We start from the raw sequence: 19,911 nt of genomic DNA on the forward strand, positions 1-19,911 counted from the left end.
AATAAAGAATACTGAGAGTCGGCATGGATATTACTGAATTAGTTACATTTATAAGACAAAAGGTGTACCTATTGGTATATTTTAAATTATGATGGGCATGGGACTAACCTTTTCCATTGGTCTAATTAATCCTTGACTGTTATTACCTATTATTGGCTCTAGTTTGACACATTTTATGTTATTAACGCTTGAATATACCGTCGATATTCTGCTTAGGTTGTTACGTTCAAATATCATTTAACACAAAAAAGCCTTAACTCAATATATGGTAAGCTAACGTACCTATAAAAAAGGTAAAAATTTAACCTTACTACCAAGCGACGCCTATTCATTAAGTTGATAACAATGAATTTTAAGGAAAAAATGTAAACATGATTACTGTACATCATCTTAACAAATCACGTTCTAAACGTGTTATCTGGTTGTTAGAAGAGCTTAATATGCCTTATAACATTGTTAAACATCAACGTGACCCACTCACAAATTTAGCGCCTGAAAGTTTAAAATTAATTCATCCGCTAGCAAAAGCACCTATTATCGTAGATGGTGAGGTTACTTTGTGTGAGTCTGGCGCGGTTATGGAATATATTCTTAACCATGCAACAGCAAGTAATTTAAGGCCAAGCATTGATTCTAATGAATATTACCATTATTTAGAGTGGTTACACTTCGCAGAAGGGTCCTTAAGTTTACCTGTGATAACGACCTTGCTGATGTCAATGGAAACTCGTGAAGGCACTCAGCCTCTTGACGGTTATATTGCTAAAGAAAATCATCTCGATTTCTCATATATCGAAAATACTTTAACCGTAAGACGTTATTTTGCTGGTGATTCTTTTAGTGCTGCTGATATTATGATGGCAGTGATACTCGAAATTGCAGAAAGTATTGGTTTGTTAGAAAGCAAAGACAAAACTAAAGACTATCTCGTCAATATCAGAAAAAGACCCGCATATCAAAAAGCGGCTCAATTTGGCTAACAGCCAGTGATATCAATTTTAACAACTATAGGAAAGAACATGGAATTAATAGATTTTGAACTCAATGAAAACATTGCAACGATCACCTTAAAAAATGGCAAGGTTAACGCTATTTCTCATCAAGTAATAACAGAAATAAACAGCGCTTTAGATCAAGCAGAAGCAGCAAAAGCGGCCGTTATTTTAACAAGTCAACCGGGAATATTTTCAGGTGGCTATGATTTAAAAACGATGAAAGAAAGTTCTGACTCTGCCGTATCGCTAGTGACAGCAGGCTCAACGCTTACTCGCCGTATGTTATCTTTCCCCTTTCCTATTGTTGGCGCCTGTACCGGCCATGCAATTGCCAAAGGCGCATTTTTATTACTCAGTTGCGATTATCGTATCGGCACTCTAGGTTCATTTAAAATTGGACTCAATGAAGTGGCTATTGGTATGACCATGCATCAAGCTGGCCTTGAACTCGCTAGAAACCGAGTACCGATTAACTATTTAACGCGTTCGGTAATAAACGCTGAATTGTTTGATCCAGAAACAGCTGTATTAGCTGGATTTCTTGACACATTAGTTGAACCCGACCAATTAATGGCAACGGCAAAAGCTGCAGCTACCCAATTGTTAACCCTAAATATGACAGCACACCATGGCACTAAACTAAGAGAAAGAAAAGACATACTAACGGCATTAGATGCGGCGATAGCAATAGATTCAACGATGACCTTGAGCCTATAGTAAATCTACCATGACTCACTAAAGTATGATCTTAGCGCTACACAACAAGATCGCTAACAGTATATTAGGCCGTTAACTTATGATAAAAAAATTCACCCTGTTTTCTGTTTTATTATTTCTGTGTGTTTACTTTAGTGGTGCATGGTATTTTTCTTCAAAAATATTAATACTGCCAATTACTGAGTGTACACAAGCCCGTTTTGTCTTTTGTGGAGAGCCAAGTGAACAAGGCCTCAGTTTTGAAGAAGTTGTTTTTAACACAGATGATGGGCTAACACTGCCGGCTTGGTATATGCCTGCAGATAATGACACCCATAAAGCGATATTATTAGTACATGGTAGAACAGCAAACCGAACCGAAGGTATGCGCTACGCCAAGGCTATTGTTGCTGCCGGTTATAATGTTTTAGCTATTGATCTGCGTCATCCTCGCCAAGACCCTGCTATTATTTCAACCATGGGCTATCACGAGAAGAAAGACGTCACAGCTGCTTTAAATTATTTAGTTGATAAGAAAAATATTAGCTCGATTGGTGTGATGGGATTTTCTATGGGCGCAGCAACTAGCATCATAGTTATGGCAAAAGACTCTCGTATAAAAGCGGGCGTCTTTAGTGGTAGCTATGCTAATTCGATGGACGTACTCGCTGAACAGGCAAAAGTACTCTACGGTCTTCCTCGTTATCCATTAATGCCAATGGTAGCCAAATTTTTTGCTTGGCGCGGCGATTTAGAAATTGATGAAATTAATCCCGAGAAGTACATCGCGAACATCTCGCCTCGACCTGTTTACATTATGCATGGCACAGCCGATAAAACCGTAGACTTTAAACACGGACAACGTTTATTTAGTGCCGCCAATGAGCCGAAGCAATTTTGGCAAGCTGAAGGTGGCGAGCACACTAAACTATGGCAACTCAACCCTGAAAAGGCTGAAAATAGTGTCGTTGATTTTTTTAATCGCTACCTTTAAAAGCTCTTCAGTTTAGTCTTAACCCTTTAATAATAAATTCAAGGGTAATAATCTTTTATATAATTTTTATCATAGGTGTTTATAAACGTATATGTCAAAACCTGTAATCAACTTTGTCCATGCCAATGGTTTTCCAGCAGGAAGTTACCGTACTTTTCTGTCATTGTTTTCAAACGATTATTCAACCATTGCTTTAGAACAATATGGTCACGATGATTGTTACCCCATTCATAATAATTGGCAATTTTTGGTCAATGAGCTGGTTAACTTCATTAAAAAGCAAGACCAAAAGGTCATTTGTGTTGGCCATTCTTTTGGTGGTGTCATTTCTTTTATGGCCGCTTGTCAGCATCCTGAACTTTTTCGTGGTGTCGTCATGTTAGACCCTCCAGTATTTTCTGGGCCATTATCTTGGTTTTTGAAACTCGCTAAAAAAACACCTTTTATTGATAAAATATCTCCAGCGGGTCGAGCTAAAAACAGGCAGAAACATTGGCCGTCTGAAACACAATTAGTTAATAATTTTGCTCAAAAGAAACTTTTTAAAAACTTTGATGCTCGTTGTTTACAAGATTACGTAGACAGTGCCGTGACATTAAAAAATAAAAGATGGGAGTTAATGTTTTCACCTGACGTTGAAGCCGATATATTTAGACACCTACCTTGCAATTTAACAACATATAAAAATAAACTGACGGTGCCATCTGCATTGATTTATGGTGATAAAACAGACGTATTGCCGGTAAGTTACTTTAATCGATTTGCTAAAATGAATAACATACCACTGACTAAATTAGCTAATGGCGGACATATGTTTCCGCTTGAACAACCAGAAGCAACCGCGTCTATAATTACTAACATTATAAAAGATTGGTAAGTAATGTAATAAAAGAGAAGCTGCTATAAAACGGCTTTTATTAGCCCTTCATTCATTACAGACAGGTAAAGCTGCAACCGTCCTTGCTTTTAATTTACTAGTGGGATATTTAGCTGAGCGCTTTTATCGCTCGACCTATGCCATCGACCGTTAAAGGGTACATTCTATCCGTTATTAACTGCCTAATAATTGAGATTGAGTGATGATAATCCCAATGAGTCTCTGGCTGTGGGTTTAACCAAGCGACCTTATTAAAATGACCAAGAATTTTGTGCATATGAAAGGTACCTGGTTTTTCATTCCAGTGTTCAACACTGCCGCCAGGTGCTGTTACTTCATAAGGCCCCATAGTGGCATCACCGACAAATATAACTTTGTAGTCCGAACCAAATGTTCTAATAATTTCTTCTAAATCAATAGTATCAGTACGGCGTCGGCTATTGTCTTTCCATAATCTTTCGTAAACACAATTATGAAAATAGAAAAATTCAAGGTGTTTAAACTCGGTATGTGCCGCTGAAAAAAGTTCTTCACACGTATGTATGTAATCGTCCATAGAACCGCCGATATCAAAAAACATCAATACTTTTACCGCATTATGACGTTCAGGCTCCATATGTACATCAAGCATACCGCCATTTTTCGCCGTTGAGGTAATAGTGGTGTTAATATCAAGCTTTTCACTAGCACCGGTACGGGCAAATTTTCTGAGTTTTTTTAGCGCTAACTTTATATTTCTAGTGCCTAATTCTCTGTCTTGATCAAAGTTTTTAAATTCTCGTTTATCCCACACTTTAACCGCACTATTATTACGATTTTTATCTTGCCCTACCCTAATACCTTCGGGGTTATAACCATAAGCGCCAAAAGGAGATGTTCCACCAGTACCCACCCATTTATTGCCGCCAGCATGGCGTTTCTTTTGTTCTTCAAGGCGTTCTTTCAACGCTTTCATTAGCTCGTCTAAACCACCTAATGCCTTTAACTTGTCTTTTTCTTCTTGGCTTAGGTGTTTTTCAAATTCTTTTCTTAGCCAATCCTCAGGTAATATTTTATCAAATATATCAATTGCTTGGATACCTTCAAAATATTCAGCAAATGCACTATCGAATTTATCATAATGAATTTCATCTTTAACCATAACAATTTTAGCTAGGTGATAAAACTCTTCCACATTAGCAAAAACAACCCCCTTTTTTAATAGCGCAATTAAGTCTAATAACTCACGCAAACTACAAGGAACTTTATGTTTTCTTAACGTTATAAATAAATCTATAAACACAACAACTACCTGTTTCTGCGACTAATAAAGGCGAGTTTTTCAAGTAGTGAGACATCTTGTTCATTTTTTAATAACGCACCAAATAAAGGAATAATACCGGACTGCTTATCGATTAACACCTCTTGAGCAACATCGTCTGCAACCAGTAGTTTCAACCAATCGATTAACTCTGATGTTGAAGGCTTTTTCTTAATACCTTGTAAGTCTCTCAGTTCAAAAAACACTTCTAAGGTATGCGCTAATAACTCTTTTTTTACATCAGGGTGGTGAACAGCAATAATCTGCTCCATTTCTATTTTTGTTGGAAACTTGATGTAATGAAAGAAACAACGACGTAAGAATGCATCGGGTAGCTCTTTTTCATTATTAGACGTTATAATAATGATTGGACGTTGTTTTGCTTTAATAACTTGTTGCGTTTCATAAACATAGAACTCCATCTTATCAAGCTCTTGCAGTAAATCATTAGGGAACTCTATATCGGCTTTATCTATTTCATCAATTAATAATATCGGACGTTGCTCTTCTTCAAACGCCTGCCAAAGTTTACCTTTAACGATGTAGTTAGCAATATCATGCACACGTTCGTCGCCTAGCTGGCTATCTCGTAATCTTGATACGGCATCGTATTCGTATAAGCCTTGTTGCGCTTTAGTTGTTGATTTAATATGCCATTGATATAGCTTACAATTAAGTGACTTTGCTAATTCTTCAGCTAATTGCGTTTTACCTGTTCCTGGCTCACCTTTAATCAACAGTGGCTTTTCTAGGGTGATCGCTGCGTTTACCGCTAAGCGAAGTTCGTCTGATGCAATATAACTCTCTGTACTGTTAAACATGTTTTTACCTATTTTAGGGCTTAATTATAGTCTAATTCGACTAACATCTACGCAACGTTAATTGCGACCGGTGTACCATTTAAAGCAGCATTACCGGTTAAAGTATCTACTCGACTTGCATCGGTTAAATCATTAATACTAACACCTGGTTGCTTGGCTGCAACCGACATCTGGGTGCCTTGTTGATTATGTCCCCAGCCTTGCGGCATACTGACCACCCCACGTTGAATATCGTCGGTGATCACTACCTCTATTTTCACTTCACCTACCATTGAGCTCACCATAACAGATTGACCATTGCTAATGCCTAATACCTTAGCATCATCTGGATGAACCTCTAAGGTACAAGGATTTTTGCCTTTAATTAAGCGCTCGGAATTCTGTGTCCAGGTATTATGACTTTTCACTAAACGGCGACCAATTAAATCGAACGGATAGTTGATATCACGAGCAGGATGAATAATAACATTTTGCAAACGCGGTAAATCATTAATATAGAGTTGCGGCACTAAGTTTACACTACCTTGCTCGGTTTTTATCCGCGCTTCGATACACGGCATTAAAGGTCCAATATCGATACCATGAGGATTGTCGATTAATTTTTCTAAGCTCATACCTTGTTTACCATAAGGACCCTTTTGCAATTCCATGTCTAAGATCATTTCTGGTGTGTATTCATCAAGGTCTGTATCTGTCATTCGTGCCGCTAGCTCCTTCAGTATTTGCCAATCGGTGCGTTGATAGTCTGCTGGTTCAAACAATGGCTTAGAATATTTGACGGTATTTCTTACTGAAAATGAATTGAAGAAAATATCAAAATGCGAATTTTCAAGACCGGTTGTTGCCGGTAAAATAATATTAGCGTGTTTAGTGGTTTCATTAAGATAAATGTCGATGGCGACCATATAATCTAATCCTGAAAACGCATCAGCTAATTTATGTCCACTCGGTGATGAAAGCACAGGGTTACCTGCAACAGTAATTAAGCTTTTTATTTGACCTTCACCGGGGGTTAATATCTCTTCAGCTAATGTTGCAACCGGAAACTCACCATTGAAAAAAGGTAACTTTCTGACACGACTCTTATATTGCCCAAACGAGCTTTTATAACCCTTCTTATGATTTCTTAATAAATCAAAAGCGGGCTGTGGAAACATAGCACCGCCTGCACGGTCAAAATTGCCGGTTATAATATTCAGCACATTGGTTAGCCATTGGCATAAACCACCGAACGTTTGAGTAGATGCACCCATACGGCTGTAACACACCGCTGAGTCTGCAGTTGTCATATCATTGGTTAACGTTCTAATATCACTTGCCGGTATGCCGACATACTTAGCCACAGATTCGGGTGAATAATCATTAGCGATATTTTCCAACGCATCTAGTCCATCGACCATATCTGCTAGGTGGCGAAGATTAACGCTATTGGTTGTAAAAACACAGTGGATCATCGCCAATAACAAGAGTGCATCTTTTTCCGGTCTGATAAACAAATGTTGATCGGCAATTTTAGCGGTTCGGGTACGGCGAGGGTCAACAACAACAATTTTACCTCCTCGTTTTTGAATGGCTTTCATTCGGCCGATAACATTGGGTGCTGTCATCATACTACCATTTGAGACCACAGGGTTTCCGCCAATAATCAACATAAAATCAGTGCGGTCTATATCGGGCACAGGGATTAACATACCCGCACCAAACATAAAATTAGCGGCAACATGATGTGGCATTTGATCGGTTGAAGCAGAACTAAAACGGTTTATGGTCCCTAACGCTTTCATAAATGGTTTTAGAAAAAGCGCATTACCTAAGTTGTGCGCGTTAGGGTTTCCTAAGTAAACCGCCAAAGCGTCACGGCCATGTTCTTTTTGAGTGCCTTTAAGTTTTTCGGCTATCTCGGTAAAAGCTTGATCCCATGAAATATCTTCCCAGCCATTAGCTGTCCGTCTAATCGGTGTTTTTAAACGGTCTTCATCATTATAAAAATCTTCTAACGCCGTTGCTTTAGGACAATTATAACCTTTACTGAAAGGGTCTTTTGGGTCGCCTTTAATCGATAAAATATGCTTATCTTGATACTTAATTTCTAAGCCGCACATCGCTTCACAAATATTACAGTTACGGTAGTGCGTTTTGATATCACTCATAGTTATCTCCTAATTTGACCCATTAAAAAATGAAAACCTTCTTGGTTAGCGGCTTACTTGTGGCTTAAAACATATTAACTATTGACGTTAAAATTTTTCTTCAATCCACTGTTTTGTCAGGCCAATACTGACCATACTTTTAAGCTTAAACAATGCCATCCAATCACCATCTTGAGGAACAGCATCGCCGCAACGGGGATCTGAACGTTGCAGCGCGCCCGTCATTTTATGATCTATAGGTATAGTTTCACAGCCATGATCTGATTCACAAATGAAATCCCAAGGCTCTCGAGCCGGAGCATGACAAGCAAAACAGTTGCCGCCAAAACGATTAACAACATCGACAAAACCACGCTTACCGATTTTTGACCCTTGTTCATTAACTTCTAGTTCAAAAAACTCCCAGTCACCCGTCGCGGGAAAAGTACCCGATTCACGTTTAACCATGGCTTCTGTTGGTACAAGTTGTACAACCGAACCCACGGGGTACTTAGCACCTTCTGGTGCATTGGCTGCGGCTAAAGTGCTTATTATATCTCCTAAAAGATTATCAACATAAAAATGCCTGACCGGTGTCATATCTCTTATGCAGTTAAAGCTGTTCTCATCGACATTAACCTCTGTTATTGCTGTAACAGCGTCAGCGACACTTTGATCAGGGTCTGGTGTCTTAACGGATGTGTCTGCGCTAGCAGACAAGGATGTTAAACATGCAAACACTAAGGAGCACATCAGGTTATTAACAAGTTTCTGGGACATATTCATTTCCATTTTAATTAAGTATCGTAAAGTAAATTTGAGTTTTATTGATAAAAAAACACCTATAACCGCGTAACATTAAGCTGACCATCAGAGTTTAACGATAAGTTTGCCTTTATTTTCACCGGTAAAAAATAAGTTCAAGCCAGTCATCGCTTCATCAAAACCATCTAAGATATGAGCACGATACTTAATTTTACCTTGCATTACATAGGGTGTTAGCTTTTCTAATAGGGCTGGGACTTCGCCAAAATGATCTGGCATAGTAAAGCCCTGTATTGTTAAGCGTTTCTTAATGATAGGGATCCAACTAGGTGCTAAGTCTGGTTCTGCTTTTGGGTAATCAGCAATCATTCCACAAACGACAATTCGACCATGAGCATTCATCCGGGCAATAACATGGTGTTGGATGGGTCCACCGGTATTTTCAAAATAGACGTCAATACCCTTTGGCGTTAATTGCGCTAATGTAGTCGCTATATCATCAGTTTTATAATTTATCGCGCCATCAAAGCCTAATTCATTTACCACCCAATCGGCTTTTTCATCACTACCTACAACACCAATGACAGTAAGTCCGTCGGCTTTAGCAAGTTGCCCAACAATTGAACCAACCGAACCAGCCGCTCCAGAAACAACAAGTGTTTCCCCTTTTTGAGGCTTACCTATGCTGTATAATCCTTGTGTTGCGGTTAACCCCGGCAAGGCAAAAACCGATAAGATAGCTTCATCTGGTAAGGGTGCTGTTACTTTATTTAAACCCGTACCATCACTTAAGTAGTATTCTTGCCAACCCATCATGCCCATAACGCGATCACCAACGTTGAAGTTAGCATGATTACTTTCAACGATTTCACCGATACCTGAACTGCGCATAACATCGCCAAGGGCAACGGGTGGAATATAACTTTCTGTATCTGCACTCATCCAACCGAACATTGCCGGATCTAATGACATATGTGATTGTTTCACAAGAAATTGGTTTTTTGCCACTTCAGGAATATTCTTTTCTACAACATCAAACAAATCAGGTCCTATTGGACCACCAGAAGGACGTGCAATTAAATTTATCGCTTTATACGTTGTAATCATTATTATCTCTATGCGTTTATAGTATGTAATTGACGACTCTTTATTAAGAGACTATGCCAATAACTGATTTATACTCTTTATGTGGTTTAACTGTTGATTTTTATAAATCTGATCAAATGACTCCGCTAATTTTTCGCTGTCATTCATCACTTTTTGCCAATACCACATTCGCTGTTTGCGGCTCATGGTAACGAAGTCGTTTCTGTCAGGAATTTTATGATGAGGTAATGCGTCAATAAATTTAGCAGAAGGACAAATCAACACCGTATTGTCGTAGTTTTTTAATCTTACTTTTCTTGTTAAACTTTTATCAAACCAACCCGCCTTAAGTGATGAGCTAAAATGGGGGTAAAGTGTTAATCCTGGATTTTTAATCTCAAAATCAAAATGATAATCAACAATACCACCATCTCGATACATACCTTTTGGACTGTTTTCAATATCGCTAATACCCCGCATCACTAAGGGTATTGAACCTGAAGCTAGTAACGCGTTACGAATATTACCTGTTGAAAAAGGTAGACGGGATGTGGGTATGTTATCAGGATCGCTAAGCTCAAGGTTACTATGGCTCGACTGAAAAATATAACGCTCATATTGGCTATTTAAGCGTGGGCGGCTGATGCGATTATTAACATAGCTTTTTGCTAGGCCAAGTCCCTGAATAAATTTATTTTCATAAGCAACAAAACCGTTACATTTAGCAACGATGATATGCGCTTTAAAATGGAGGTTATCAACAATTTCTTGCTCGCCTGATTCACCAAAAATAGCATCCATCATTTCTAGTGCTTTTTCGCTAACCTCTGCGGGCTTGGCTTTAGCCGTGTAGGTAGTTTCATGATAATTTTTTGCGAGACGCCCTATTGCAGCGATGGGATCTTTTTGAGCAAAACATGCATTTCTAAAAGCACCAACACTTGAGCCAATAAGGTTTAATGCTTGTTCTCTATCTTTAAAAAACTCACTAAAGAGGTATTTATCTAAACCATATAAAGTAAACCATTTAGGTCCACCACTCGCCGCTAAAAAAGAGCTAAATAAGTCAGGTGAAAATCCATTTTCTTTAATCGTCTTCATGGCTGAATCGCCAGCATATATTTCTAACATATTATTTTGTTGTTCACTTTTTGGTGACAATAATAAATCATTATAATCTCTAAGCTATGGTAAACGTTAGAAATAAATTAAACAAATGAATAGTACTTATGGTTCATTATTCACCAAATGAATTCGAGTTAACGAAAACGAGAAATATAACCAAGCTTAAGATAGTGAAAAGCACAAATGAGGAGACTAAACCCAAAGCGTTCAGTCTCCTAACAGAGGTGAACTATTTTTTATTGGGATTAATCAGATATTTTTCGCCTGTTTTCTTAGCATTGTATTGTAAAACAATCGTTGGGGTCATCGCTTGTTCAAAACTTAATTCGTCAGTAAACGCACAAGCAAAAGTGGTTTTTATCTCATCGGCCACTTGCTTTTGTAATTTTGCGATTTGTTGTGGTTGCAACTTGCTCAAAAAGCTCATCAATAACCAACCGCCTATGCCCCATGTCATTCCGTAAGCGCGATTTAAGATACTTGGGGTGAAGTCTAACCCCCCATAAATATAAACTTGTTTATTTGTCTCTGAACCATAAGTATTAAAGCCAACAGCGTCTTTACTGCCAGACTGCTCCATAGCGTTCAGGATATCACTGACAATTTCTCCACCACCTATTGCGTCAAAGGCTAAAGTTGCCCCTGTTTCATCAATCGCTTTATACAAATCAGCCTTGAAGGTTTTACTCGATGAATCACAAATATATTGAGCACCAATTGCTTTAAGTATATCGGCTTGTTGCTGACTTCTAACAATATTGACCAAAGGAATGTCTTGTGCCAAACATATTTTATTCAGCATTTGTCCTAGACTTGACGCTGCAGCGGTATGCACTAATGCACTGTGCCCCTCCATACGCATGGTTTCTACCATACCTAAAGCAGTTAAAGGATTTACAAAAGAAGAAGCAGCATGCTTAGCTGTAGTCCCCTCATGGTGAACAATACAAGCTTGTGCGGGTACGCAACAATATTGGGCATAGGCGCCTCCGGTTAAAACCGCGACTGTTTTCCCCATTAACGACTGAGCAGCGTCACTATCACCGGCAGCAATCACGGTACCTGCGCCTTCATTACCAATAGGTAATACTTGATCTAAACGAGATTTAATTCGAGGTAGTATACTGCTATGCACGGGTGCACTGAGCGTTAATTTATCTGCACTTAATACCGCCTCGGCTAAATTAGCAGGTCCAAACATCGGCCACATATCAGATGGGTTGATGGGAGCGGCTTCAATGCGAACGATCACTTCATGGGATTTAGGTGTCGCTACCTCGACCTCTTTTAAAGATAGTTCAAGTGTTCCGCTTGCAGAAATATGAGTAAATAATTGTTTTGAGCTTGTCATGATAAGATATTCTCCAGCTGTTTGTTGTCGTTTTATGACGTGGTAATTTTGATAGCGTTAGGTGCTACCTTGCGTGTTGTCTTGGCTACAATAACGATTACTTCCATTAGCGCCTTTCAGGCTCAGTCACTTTACGACCCTCAAGACTAAATTTGCCGGTTCCTAGGCCAGTTATTATTAATAAACCGGCTATTATGCCCATATTTTTAAAGAAGTTTTGTAATTCGTGACTCCGCGCCACACCTTCTGTCATTCCCCAAAAGTCATGCATAAATAGGCTGATCAACAAGGTTAGACCCGCTAATATAAAAGCAGACACTTTACCTTTAGAACCAACAATGATAGCCACTCCACAAACCAATTGAATAATAATGGTTAACACTAATAATAACGATACCATAGGAACATTGTGCTGCTCCATGTAGACACTGGTGCCCTCAAATTTGTTAATTTTACTTATCGCAGGGATAATAAAGTAAAACCCCATCAGTAAACGTCCCAACAAAAGACAGCTATTTTCTAAAATATTCAAGGGTAAATCCTTATCGTGTTAATGAGTTTTTTAGCTTCCTAGCAGAATAAAAAACGCCTAAGGACTAGCATAACACTAGCCGTAGGCGTATATATCCAATCGATTTAGTTCTAGAAAAAAGTTAACCTAGTCTATTTATGCAACGTCCTTACGTAACTCTTTTCGTAAAACTTTTCCGACATTACTTTTGGGTAGCTCATCGATGAACTCTATCAACTTAGGACGTTTATAGTTTGTTAGCATTTCATGACAATGATCAAATATATCTTGCTCTGCTAAATTAGGATTTTTCCTGACAATAAAAACCTTAACCGCTTCTCCCGTTGTGTCGTGTGGAATACCAATAGCAGCGGCTTCAAGTACACCATCATGCATAACGAGTACTTCTTCAATTTCATTAGGAAAAACATTAAAGCCTGAGACGTTGATCATGTCTTTTTTTCGGTCAACAATTTTAAAAAAGCCATTTTCATCCATGGTGGCAATATCGCCGGTAGCTAGCCAACCATCTTTGAGCACTTCTTCGGTTGCATCGGGTCGGTTGTGATAACCTTTCATCACCTGAGGACCTTTAACCCACATCTCACCGGGCTCACCTAGCGCAACTTCCTCACCATTATCGCCAATTAAGCGAATATCGGTCGAAGAAACAGGTAAGCCAATAGAGCCGTTATAGCTTTGTTGATTAAAAGGGCTCATCGTCACTAATGGCGCACACTCTGTTAAACCATAACCTTCTAACAATCTTGTTTTAGTGACTTTTTCCCAAAGCTCGGCTACCGGACGTTGTACTGACATTCCGCCACCAAAACCAAGTTTTAATGGGCTAAAATCAAGTTGGTCAAACCCAGGGGTATGTAATAAAGCATTAAACAAAGTATTTACACCCGTGATAATAGTAAAAGGGTATTTAGCGAGCTCTTTAACAAAGCCTTTCATATCTCTTGGATTGGTAATTAAAATATTAGTACCGCCAAAAGGCATAAAACATAAGCAATTAGACGTTAGCGCATAGACATGATAAAGCGGTAAGGCTGTCACCATAATTTCTTTGCCTACTTCATATATATTTTTAGTCGCCGCATTTGATTGTTCGAGGTTAGCTACCATATTGCGATGGGTAAGCATGGCTCCTTTTGATGGGCCCGTCGTGCCACCGGTATATTGTAAGAAGGCTAGATCTGAACCAACCACTTTGACAGGACTAAAGGTTAATTTAGCTCCTTTTGTCATCGCTTGATTAAATCTGACTGCTCCAGGAAAATTAAAAGCAGGCACCTGCTTTTTAACATGCCTGAGTACACTGTTAATAAGTAACCCTTTAACTGCCCCTAACCTGTCACCTACAGCCGTAAGAACAATATGTTTAACATCGGTTTTATCAATAACTTTTTCAAGGACATGGGCAAAATTCTCGAGGATGAGAATAGCTTTAGTGCCTGAGTCTTTTAACTGATGCTCTAATTCACGTGCTGTGTATAACGGGTTAACATTCACCACGGTAAGTCCAGCTAATAAGGCACCAAATAATGCGATAGGGTATTGAAGAAGATTGGGGATCATAATCGCGAATCTATCACCTTTAACTAATCCTAAATCTTGTTGTAAGTAAGCCGCAAAGTCATGAGCTTGTTGACCAAGTTCTTGATAACTAATGCTTGCTCCCATATTAATAAAAGCGGTGTTATCTTGATATAACTTGGTATATTTAGTAAATAAATCTGCTAATGAGTTATATTTATCTGGGTCTATTTCGAAATCAACACCAGGTGGGTAACTCTTTTCAAGCCAAATCTTTTCCATTATATTTATCTCCCCAATCACAAATTGTTTACGTGGCATTATTATTATAGTTACGCCACGGTAAATGTTTTAATTAAAACGCTTAAAGTACTTCAAACAGACCCGCTGCGCCCTGTCCACCACCAATACACATGCTGATCACAACATATTTAATTCCACGACGTTTTCCCTCAATCAGTGCGTGCATCACCATACGTGTGCCACTCATACCATAAGGATGGCCAATAGAAATTGCACCACCATTTACATTAAGACGATCTTCAGGAATGCCTAATTTAGTCGCACAATATAAAACTTGTACCGCAAAAGCTTCATTGATTTCCCATAAACCGATATCGTCAATCGTTAAGTTATTACGCGCTAACAATTTGGGTATCGCATAAATCGGCCCAATACCCATTTCATCGGGTTCACAACCGGCAACGACCATGCCACGATAGACACCTAAAGGCTTAAGGCCTCTCTGCTCAGCTAAACCTCGTTCCATTAGAACAACGGCTGCAGCGCCATCGGATAACTGCGAAGCATTACCGCCCGTAATAGCACCATTATCTTTGACCGCCTTTAAAGCTGACAGTCCCGCTAACGTTGTTGATGGACGGTTACCTTCGTCTTTAGTTAAAGTGACCGTTTCTTTACTGATATCACCCGTCGCCTTGTCCATAACCAGTTTAGTACAGGTCACTGGCACAATTTCATCATCAAACCTACCCACTTGTTGCGCTGCGGCGGTGCGTTGTTGAGATTTAAGTGCATAGGCATCTTGCTCTGCTCGAGAAATACTATAGCGATTGGCAACAATTTCGGCCGTATCAAGCATCGGCATATAAGTAGCTGGTCGATAGGCTTTAACACTTGGGTCAACAGCTCTATACATATTCATTTTATCGTTTTGTACCAAACTAATGGAATCGCAACCGCCTGCAAGCACCACTTGTGCGCCATCACAAACAATATGATTGGCCGCAATAGCAATAGACATTAAGCCTGACGAACATTGACGATCGACAGTCATGCCAGGTACAGAAACCGGCAACTCAGCCGCCATTGCCACTTGCCGACCAAAGTTCATCCCTTGATTACCTTGCGTTAGAGCGGCACCAAAAATACAGTCTTCAATTTCATTGGCATCAATTCCTGCTCTTTCAACGGCGGCTTTAACCGCAGTAGCCGCTAAGGTTGGCGCCGATAAATCATTAAAGGCACCTCGGTATGCTTTTCCTATCGGGGTACGTGCGGCAGATACTATTACGGCTTCTCTCATCAGTATTCCTTTTTAATTATGATGTGAACGACAAACAAGTTGTCATATTTACTTTTGCTGCTGTGACTTCATATAAGCCATAGCTTTGCTGACAAATTTCTCACCTTGTTTTGATCCAGAAGATAAAGCTGCTTGGCCTGCTTCATCGGTTAACTGTGACCACTGTCCGCGCACGGATTCTGGTGTTTGTGACGACTGTGGGATAAAACAACCTTGAGTTTCAAACATGCTTGCACTTGAGTAACCGCCCGCACCTGCACATAAAATAAAGCGGGTCGGCGCATCGTCATCGCAAAGGGTTAGCAAACCAGCCGTTACCGCTTCAGGAGCAAATGCTTTTACAATTTCTTCAGGCATTAGGTCTTCAGTCATACGTGTGCCAGCGGTTGGGGCAAGCGCATTTATCCGGATATTATTCTTAAATCCTTCAATCGATAACGTATTCATTAAGCCTAAAACTGCCATTTTAGCTGCGCCATAGTTAGCTTGGCCAAAATTACCATACATGCCACTGGATGAGGTTGTCATCACAATACGGCCATAGTTTTGTTCACGCATGATATCCCAAACAGCTTTAGTACAATTAACGCTGCCCATCACATGAACATCCATCACCAAGGAAAAGTCTGCTAAGGTCATTTTAGTAAAGGATTTATCTCTTAAAATACCGGCATTGTTGATTAAAATATCAACACGTCCCCATTTTTCCATTGCTTGATTAACCATGTCTTGTACTTCATCAAAGTTCGCAACATTTGCGCCATGGCTGATGGCTTCTCCACCCTTTTCTTCAATTAAACGCACAACATCTTGTGATGCTTGTGAAGACGCCCCGCTACCATCGCGCGCACCTCCTAAATCATTAACAACGACTTTTGCGCCACGCGCAGCAAGCGCTAAGGCATGTGAGCGACCTAATCCATTACCTGCGCCGGTAACTATAGCGACTTTTCCTATAAAACTGATTGTCATGATATTTCCTTAAAATACTTTAAAATTACTTTTTAGCCATGTTATTTTACCATTTGTACTGAAATCCACTGTGCGACTAGCGCAGGTGTTTCACTGCCTTCAATTTCAACACTTACTTGGGTAGACAAACGATATTGTCCTGGTTTTTTTTCTTCAATCGCCAACGTTGTTGCATGTGCTCGAATACGACTATTGACCGCAACGGGTTGCAAAAATCTCACCTTGTCAAAACCGGCATTTAAGCCCATGTAAAATCCGTCAATGATAACGCTAAAGTCTTCAGCAAAATGAGAGAGCATTGATAGCGATAAGAAACCATGAGCAATAGTACCGCCAAAGGGTGTCGCTTTTGCCTTTTCTTCATCAACATGGATAAACTGATGATCGAGTGTACAATCAGCAAATTGATCAATTTGTTGCTGAGTAACTAAGTGCCAAGGCGTTGGTTTAGCTTGAAAACCTATATAATTTGCTAATTCTTCTTTGTTAATTATAGTTGGCATAAGGTGTCTCTATTATTTATTTAACTGCTATTTTTAATGACTCTTTAAAACCATTCAGCTTTCATCTGATAAGTGCTGTCATCACTGTCTATTAACAGCGCTGACCATAACGCTATTTGCGGTAATTCAAACCTATAGAAATACTGTAAGGTTTGCAGTTTTCCTTGATAGAAATTTTCATCACTTTGGTGTGGTTTATTTTCAAGCGCTTTCGTGGCAACAAGGCCTTGTTTGAGCCATAACCAAGCGACGATCACATGTCCAAACAACTCGAGGTATTTAACCGAATTAGCTAAAGCTAAATCAATATTTTTGGTGGTCATGGCGGTTAATAGTGCTTCGGTAGTTAGCTGTAAACTTTTTACCGCTGCCGTTAGTTGTTGGCTAAATTCAGTTAAACTTTGATAATTTTTGGCTTTTTCTATCGTTATATTTATTTCAGTTAATGTTGCTAAGTATCCTGCCATCTTATTCATTGGCACCTTTCGGGTTAATAAGTCCAACGACTGAATACCCGTTGTACCTTCATGAATAGCGTTTAAACGATTATCACGATAAAATAATTCCACGGGGTGTTCATTAATATAGCCATGACCACCGAGTACTTGAATGGCCAGGTCATTGGCTTTAGTACCATATTCAGAAGGCCATGTTTTAATAATAGGGGTAAGAAAGTCTAATAAGAGATGTGCGTGCTCTTTTTCTTTAGCACTAGCTGCTGTTTTCTCATCGTCACTCAATTGTGTGCCATAAAGTACTAATGAAAATGCGCCCTCTGCGTAAGCTTTTTGCGCGAGAAGCATTCTTCGTACATCGGCATGTTCGATAATATTAACCATAGGTGATAGTGGATCTTTACTCGAGGGTAAACGACCTTGTGGCCGATTTTTAGCATAATCTAATGAGTACAAGTAACCTGCTATACCGATAACCGCCGCACTGGTTCCAACCATAATGCGTGCTTCATTCATCATATGAAACATATATTTAAGCCCTTGGTTTTCTTCCCCCACTAGGTAACCAACAGAACCGTTCTTTTCTCCAAAACTCAACGCAGTGGAAGTTTGAGCCCGCCCGCCCATTTTATGAAATAGTCCGGATAAGGCGACTTCATTGTCATCGCCAATTGAGCCATCGTCATTAAGCAAAAATTTTGGCACAACAAAAAGCGAAATACCTCTTATCCCTTTTGGCGCGCCGGTTAATCTCGCAAGCACTAAGTGAACAATATTTTCACTGAGATCATGATCACCACCCGATATATAAATTTTATTACCACTAATACGATAGCTACCGTCTTCGGCCTTAGTCGCTTTAGTGATTAAATCACCTAAGCCTGAACCACTGCCCGGCTCTGTCATCGCCATTGTGCCCATAAAACGACCCGCTCGCATTGGTTTTACCCACTTTTCGATGAGGTCTTCACTGCCATGCGCGCTAAGTAAATTAGCATTCGCGGTGGTTAACATGTTGTAACCTAAACCGACACCACCAGCGACAGTTAAATATGAAGTAGCGATGCTGGCGATGATTGGCGGCAGTTGCATACCACTGGTTTCATAATCTGCGGTCGCTGAAGATAAACCCGAGGCAATAACGGCATCAATAGCGGGTTTGAGCTCAGGAATTAAATGTACCTTTTTACCGTCAAACGTCGGTTGGTGAGTATCAAGTTTTTGACGAATAGGTAAGAAATGTTTTTCTGCTATAGTTTTAGCCGTAGCAATAACTTCGTTAAATGTATGCCGGTCATGATCTTGATAACGTTCTCTTTTTAAAAGAGACTCACTATCAAAGAATTCATACAGCATAAATTCAATATCTCGTTGATTCATTAATTCACTGGCCATTCGGGTCTCTTCTTATTAACTATTTAAAAAAGTAACACAAGATTATTGTTTACTGCGCTGATACACCGCCATCAATCGCGATACATTGCCCGGTCATATAAGTGTTCGCGGGTGACAGCATCATTAGCATCACGGCAACAACTTCTTTAGGCTCGGCTAAACGCTTCATTGGCGCACCTAAACTCATTTTACTTTGCATACTTTCATCGGCCATGTCAGTGACCATTTTAGTTAAGGTAAAAAAAGGACATATCGCATTGATACGAATATTATGGCGACCATATTCAACAGCGCCCGTTTTTGTCAAACCAATAACGGCATGCTTTGCCATAGAGTAAGCCGCAACTTTTGCCGCACCGCCAAGACCTGCCATTGAGCTAACGTTTAAAATGGCGCCACCTTGTTGCGTTAACATCTGCTTAATTTGATGACTCATGCCAAACTGCACACCTTTAACATTAACGGCAAATTGTCTATCCATCAGGGCTTCGTCAATTTCGTGTAACGCATGAAAATCATGAGCAACACCTGCATTATTAACACCAATGTCAACACGACCAAATTTTTCAATGGCTAAGTCGACCATAGCTTTACAATCTGCATTTTTAGCAACATCGCATTGAAGCCCGAACACCTCAGCGCCTGAAGCTGCAATATCATTGGCCACCTTGTTAACACCTGCTTCGTTAATATCACTGATCACTAACTTAGCACCACGCTGAGCTAACTCTTGGGCTAATAACATACCAAACCCCTGAGCAGCACCCGTAATAACAGCAACTTTTCCGGTAAAATCTAATAATGGATCCATTTTTTTTCCTTAAAATATTATTTGAACGTGTTTATTG

The 19,911-nt window shown here is 39.6% G+C and carries 18 protein-coding genes; 4 read left to right on the forward strand and 14 right to left on the reverse strand.

The window, feature by feature from the left end; translation table 11 throughout:
* The first annotated feature begins 371 nt into the window (after positions 1 to 371).
* The 4 genes from H4J76_RS17725 to H4J76_RS17740 all read left to right on the forward strand — a co-directional run bounded on the left by H4J76_RS17725 (position 372) and on the right by H4J76_RS17740 (position 3,562).
* Positions 372 to 980: a glutathione S-transferase family protein gene (locus tag H4J76_RS17725; RefSeq protein ID WP_182217097.1), complete on the forward strand. Its 609-nt coding sequence runs from the start codon at positions 372 to 374 to the stop codon at positions 978 to 980.
* Between the two features lie 39 nt (positions 981 to 1,019).
* Positions 1,020 to 1,712 carry a crotonase/enoyl-CoA hydratase family protein gene (locus H4J76_RS17730; RefSeq protein ID WP_182217095.1) on the forward strand — a complete coding sequence of 231 codons (693 nt, stop codon included), beginning with the start codon at positions 1,020 to 1,022 and terminating at the stop codon, positions 1,710 to 1,712.
* Between the two features lie 79 nt (positions 1,713 to 1,791).
* Positions 1,792 to 2,685, forward strand: coding sequence for an alpha/beta hydrolase (locus H4J76_RS17735; protein WP_182221901.1), 894 nt, complete (start codon positions 1,792 to 1,794; stop codon positions 2,683 to 2,685).
* A gap of 91 nt (positions 2,686 to 2,776) precedes the next feature.
* On the forward strand, positions 2,777 to 3,562 hold the full coding sequence (locus tag H4J76_RS17740; RefSeq protein ID WP_182217092.1) for an alpha/beta fold hydrolase: 786 nt from the start codon (positions 2,777 to 2,779) through the stop codon (positions 3,560 to 3,562).
* Between the two features lie 109 nt (positions 3,563 to 3,671).
* On the opposite strand, the gene H4J76_RS17745 is transcribed toward H4J76_RS17740, so the two are convergent.
* The 14 genes from H4J76_RS17745 to H4J76_RS17810 form a co-directional block, all read right to left on the reverse strand.
* Positions 3,672 to 4,844, reverse strand: coding sequence for a VWA domain-containing protein (locus tag H4J76_RS17745; protein WP_182221900.1), 1,173 nt, complete (start codon positions 4,842 to 4,844; stop codon positions 3,672 to 3,674).
* A gap of 5 nt (positions 4,845 to 4,849) precedes the next feature.
* Entirely contained in the window at positions 4,850 to 5,683 is an 834-nt protein-coding gene (locus H4J76_RS17750) for a MoxR family ATPase (RefSeq protein ID WP_182217088.1), read from the reverse strand.
* A 47-nt stretch (positions 5,684 to 5,730) separates the two neighbouring features.
* Positions 5,731 to 7,833 carry a molybdopterin-dependent oxidoreductase gene (locus H4J76_RS17755; protein ID WP_182231032.1) on the reverse strand — a complete coding sequence of 701 codons (2,103 nt, stop codon included), beginning with the start codon at positions 7,831 to 7,833 and terminating at the stop codon, positions 5,731 to 5,733.
* Positions 7,834 to 7,920: 87 nt separating this feature from the next.
* On the reverse strand, positions 7,921 to 8,592 hold the full coding sequence (locus tag H4J76_RS17760; RefSeq protein WP_259377163.1) for a hypothetical protein: 672 nt from the start codon (positions 8,590 to 8,592) through the stop codon (positions 7,921 to 7,923).
* A gap of 90 nt (positions 8,593 to 8,682) precedes the next feature.
* On the reverse strand, positions 8,683 to 9,681 hold the full coding sequence (locus tag H4J76_RS17765) for an NADP-dependent oxidoreductase (protein ID WP_070377274.1): 999 nt from the start codon (positions 9,679 to 9,681) through the stop codon (positions 8,683 to 8,685).
* A 54-nt stretch (positions 9,682 to 9,735) separates the two neighbouring features.
* On the reverse strand, positions 9,736 to 10,794 hold the full coding sequence (locus tag H4J76_RS17770) for a patatin-like phospholipase family protein (protein WP_182217111.1): 1,059 nt from the start codon (positions 10,792 to 10,794) through the stop codon (positions 9,736 to 9,738).
* Between the two features lie 223 nt (positions 10,795 to 11,017).
* Positions 11,018 to 12,139 carry a zinc-binding dehydrogenase gene (locus tag H4J76_RS17775; RefSeq protein WP_182231033.1) on the reverse strand — a complete coding sequence of 374 codons (1,122 nt, stop codon included), beginning with the start codon at positions 12,137 to 12,139 and terminating at the stop codon, positions 11,018 to 11,020.
* A 106-nt stretch (positions 12,140 to 12,245) separates the two neighbouring features.
* A complete protein-coding gene (locus H4J76_RS17780; RefSeq protein WP_182217083.1) occupies positions 12,246 to 12,671 on the reverse strand; it encodes a DoxX family protein in 426 nt (141 codons plus the stop codon).
* Positions 12,672 to 12,806: 135 nt separating this feature from the next.
* Entirely contained in the window at positions 12,807 to 14,474 is a 1,668-nt protein-coding gene (locus tag H4J76_RS17785) for an AMP-binding protein (RefSeq protein ID WP_182217082.1), read from the reverse strand.
* A gap of 82 nt (positions 14,475 to 14,556) precedes the next feature.
* Complete coding sequence (locus tag H4J76_RS17790; protein ID WP_182231034.1) at positions 14,557 to 15,738, reverse strand: acetyl-CoA C-acyltransferase; 1,182 nt, start codon at positions 15,736 to 15,738, stop codon at positions 14,557 to 14,559.
* A gap of 48 nt (positions 15,739 to 15,786) precedes the next feature.
* A complete protein-coding gene (locus H4J76_RS17795; RefSeq protein ID WP_182231035.1) occupies positions 15,787 to 16,710 on the reverse strand; it encodes an SDR family NAD(P)-dependent oxidoreductase in 924 nt (307 codons plus the stop codon).
* Positions 16,711 to 16,751: 41 nt separating this feature from the next.
* The gene (locus tag H4J76_RS17800) at positions 16,752 to 17,213 is read right to left on the reverse strand and encodes a MaoC family dehydratase (protein WP_182217076.1); all 462 of its coding nucleotides are present in this window, start codon (positions 17,211 to 17,213) and stop codon (positions 16,752 to 16,754) included.
* A 44-nt stretch (positions 17,214 to 17,257) separates the two neighbouring features.
* Positions 17,258 to 19,063, reverse strand: coding sequence for an acyl-CoA dehydrogenase (locus tag H4J76_RS17805; RefSeq protein ID WP_182231036.1), 1,806 nt, complete (start codon positions 19,061 to 19,063; stop codon positions 17,258 to 17,260).
* Positions 19,064 to 19,112: 49 nt separating this feature from the next.
* Entirely contained in the window at positions 19,113 to 19,874 is a 762-nt protein-coding gene (locus H4J76_RS17810) for an SDR family NAD(P)-dependent oxidoreductase (protein WP_182231037.1), read from the reverse strand.
* Positions 19,875 to 19,911 lie beyond the last annotated feature (37 nt).

Source organism: Colwellia sp. BRX9-1 (genome assembly GCF_014077195.1).
GTDB lineage: Bacteria > Pseudomonadota > Gammaproteobacteria > Enterobacterales > Alteromonadaceae > Colwellia_A.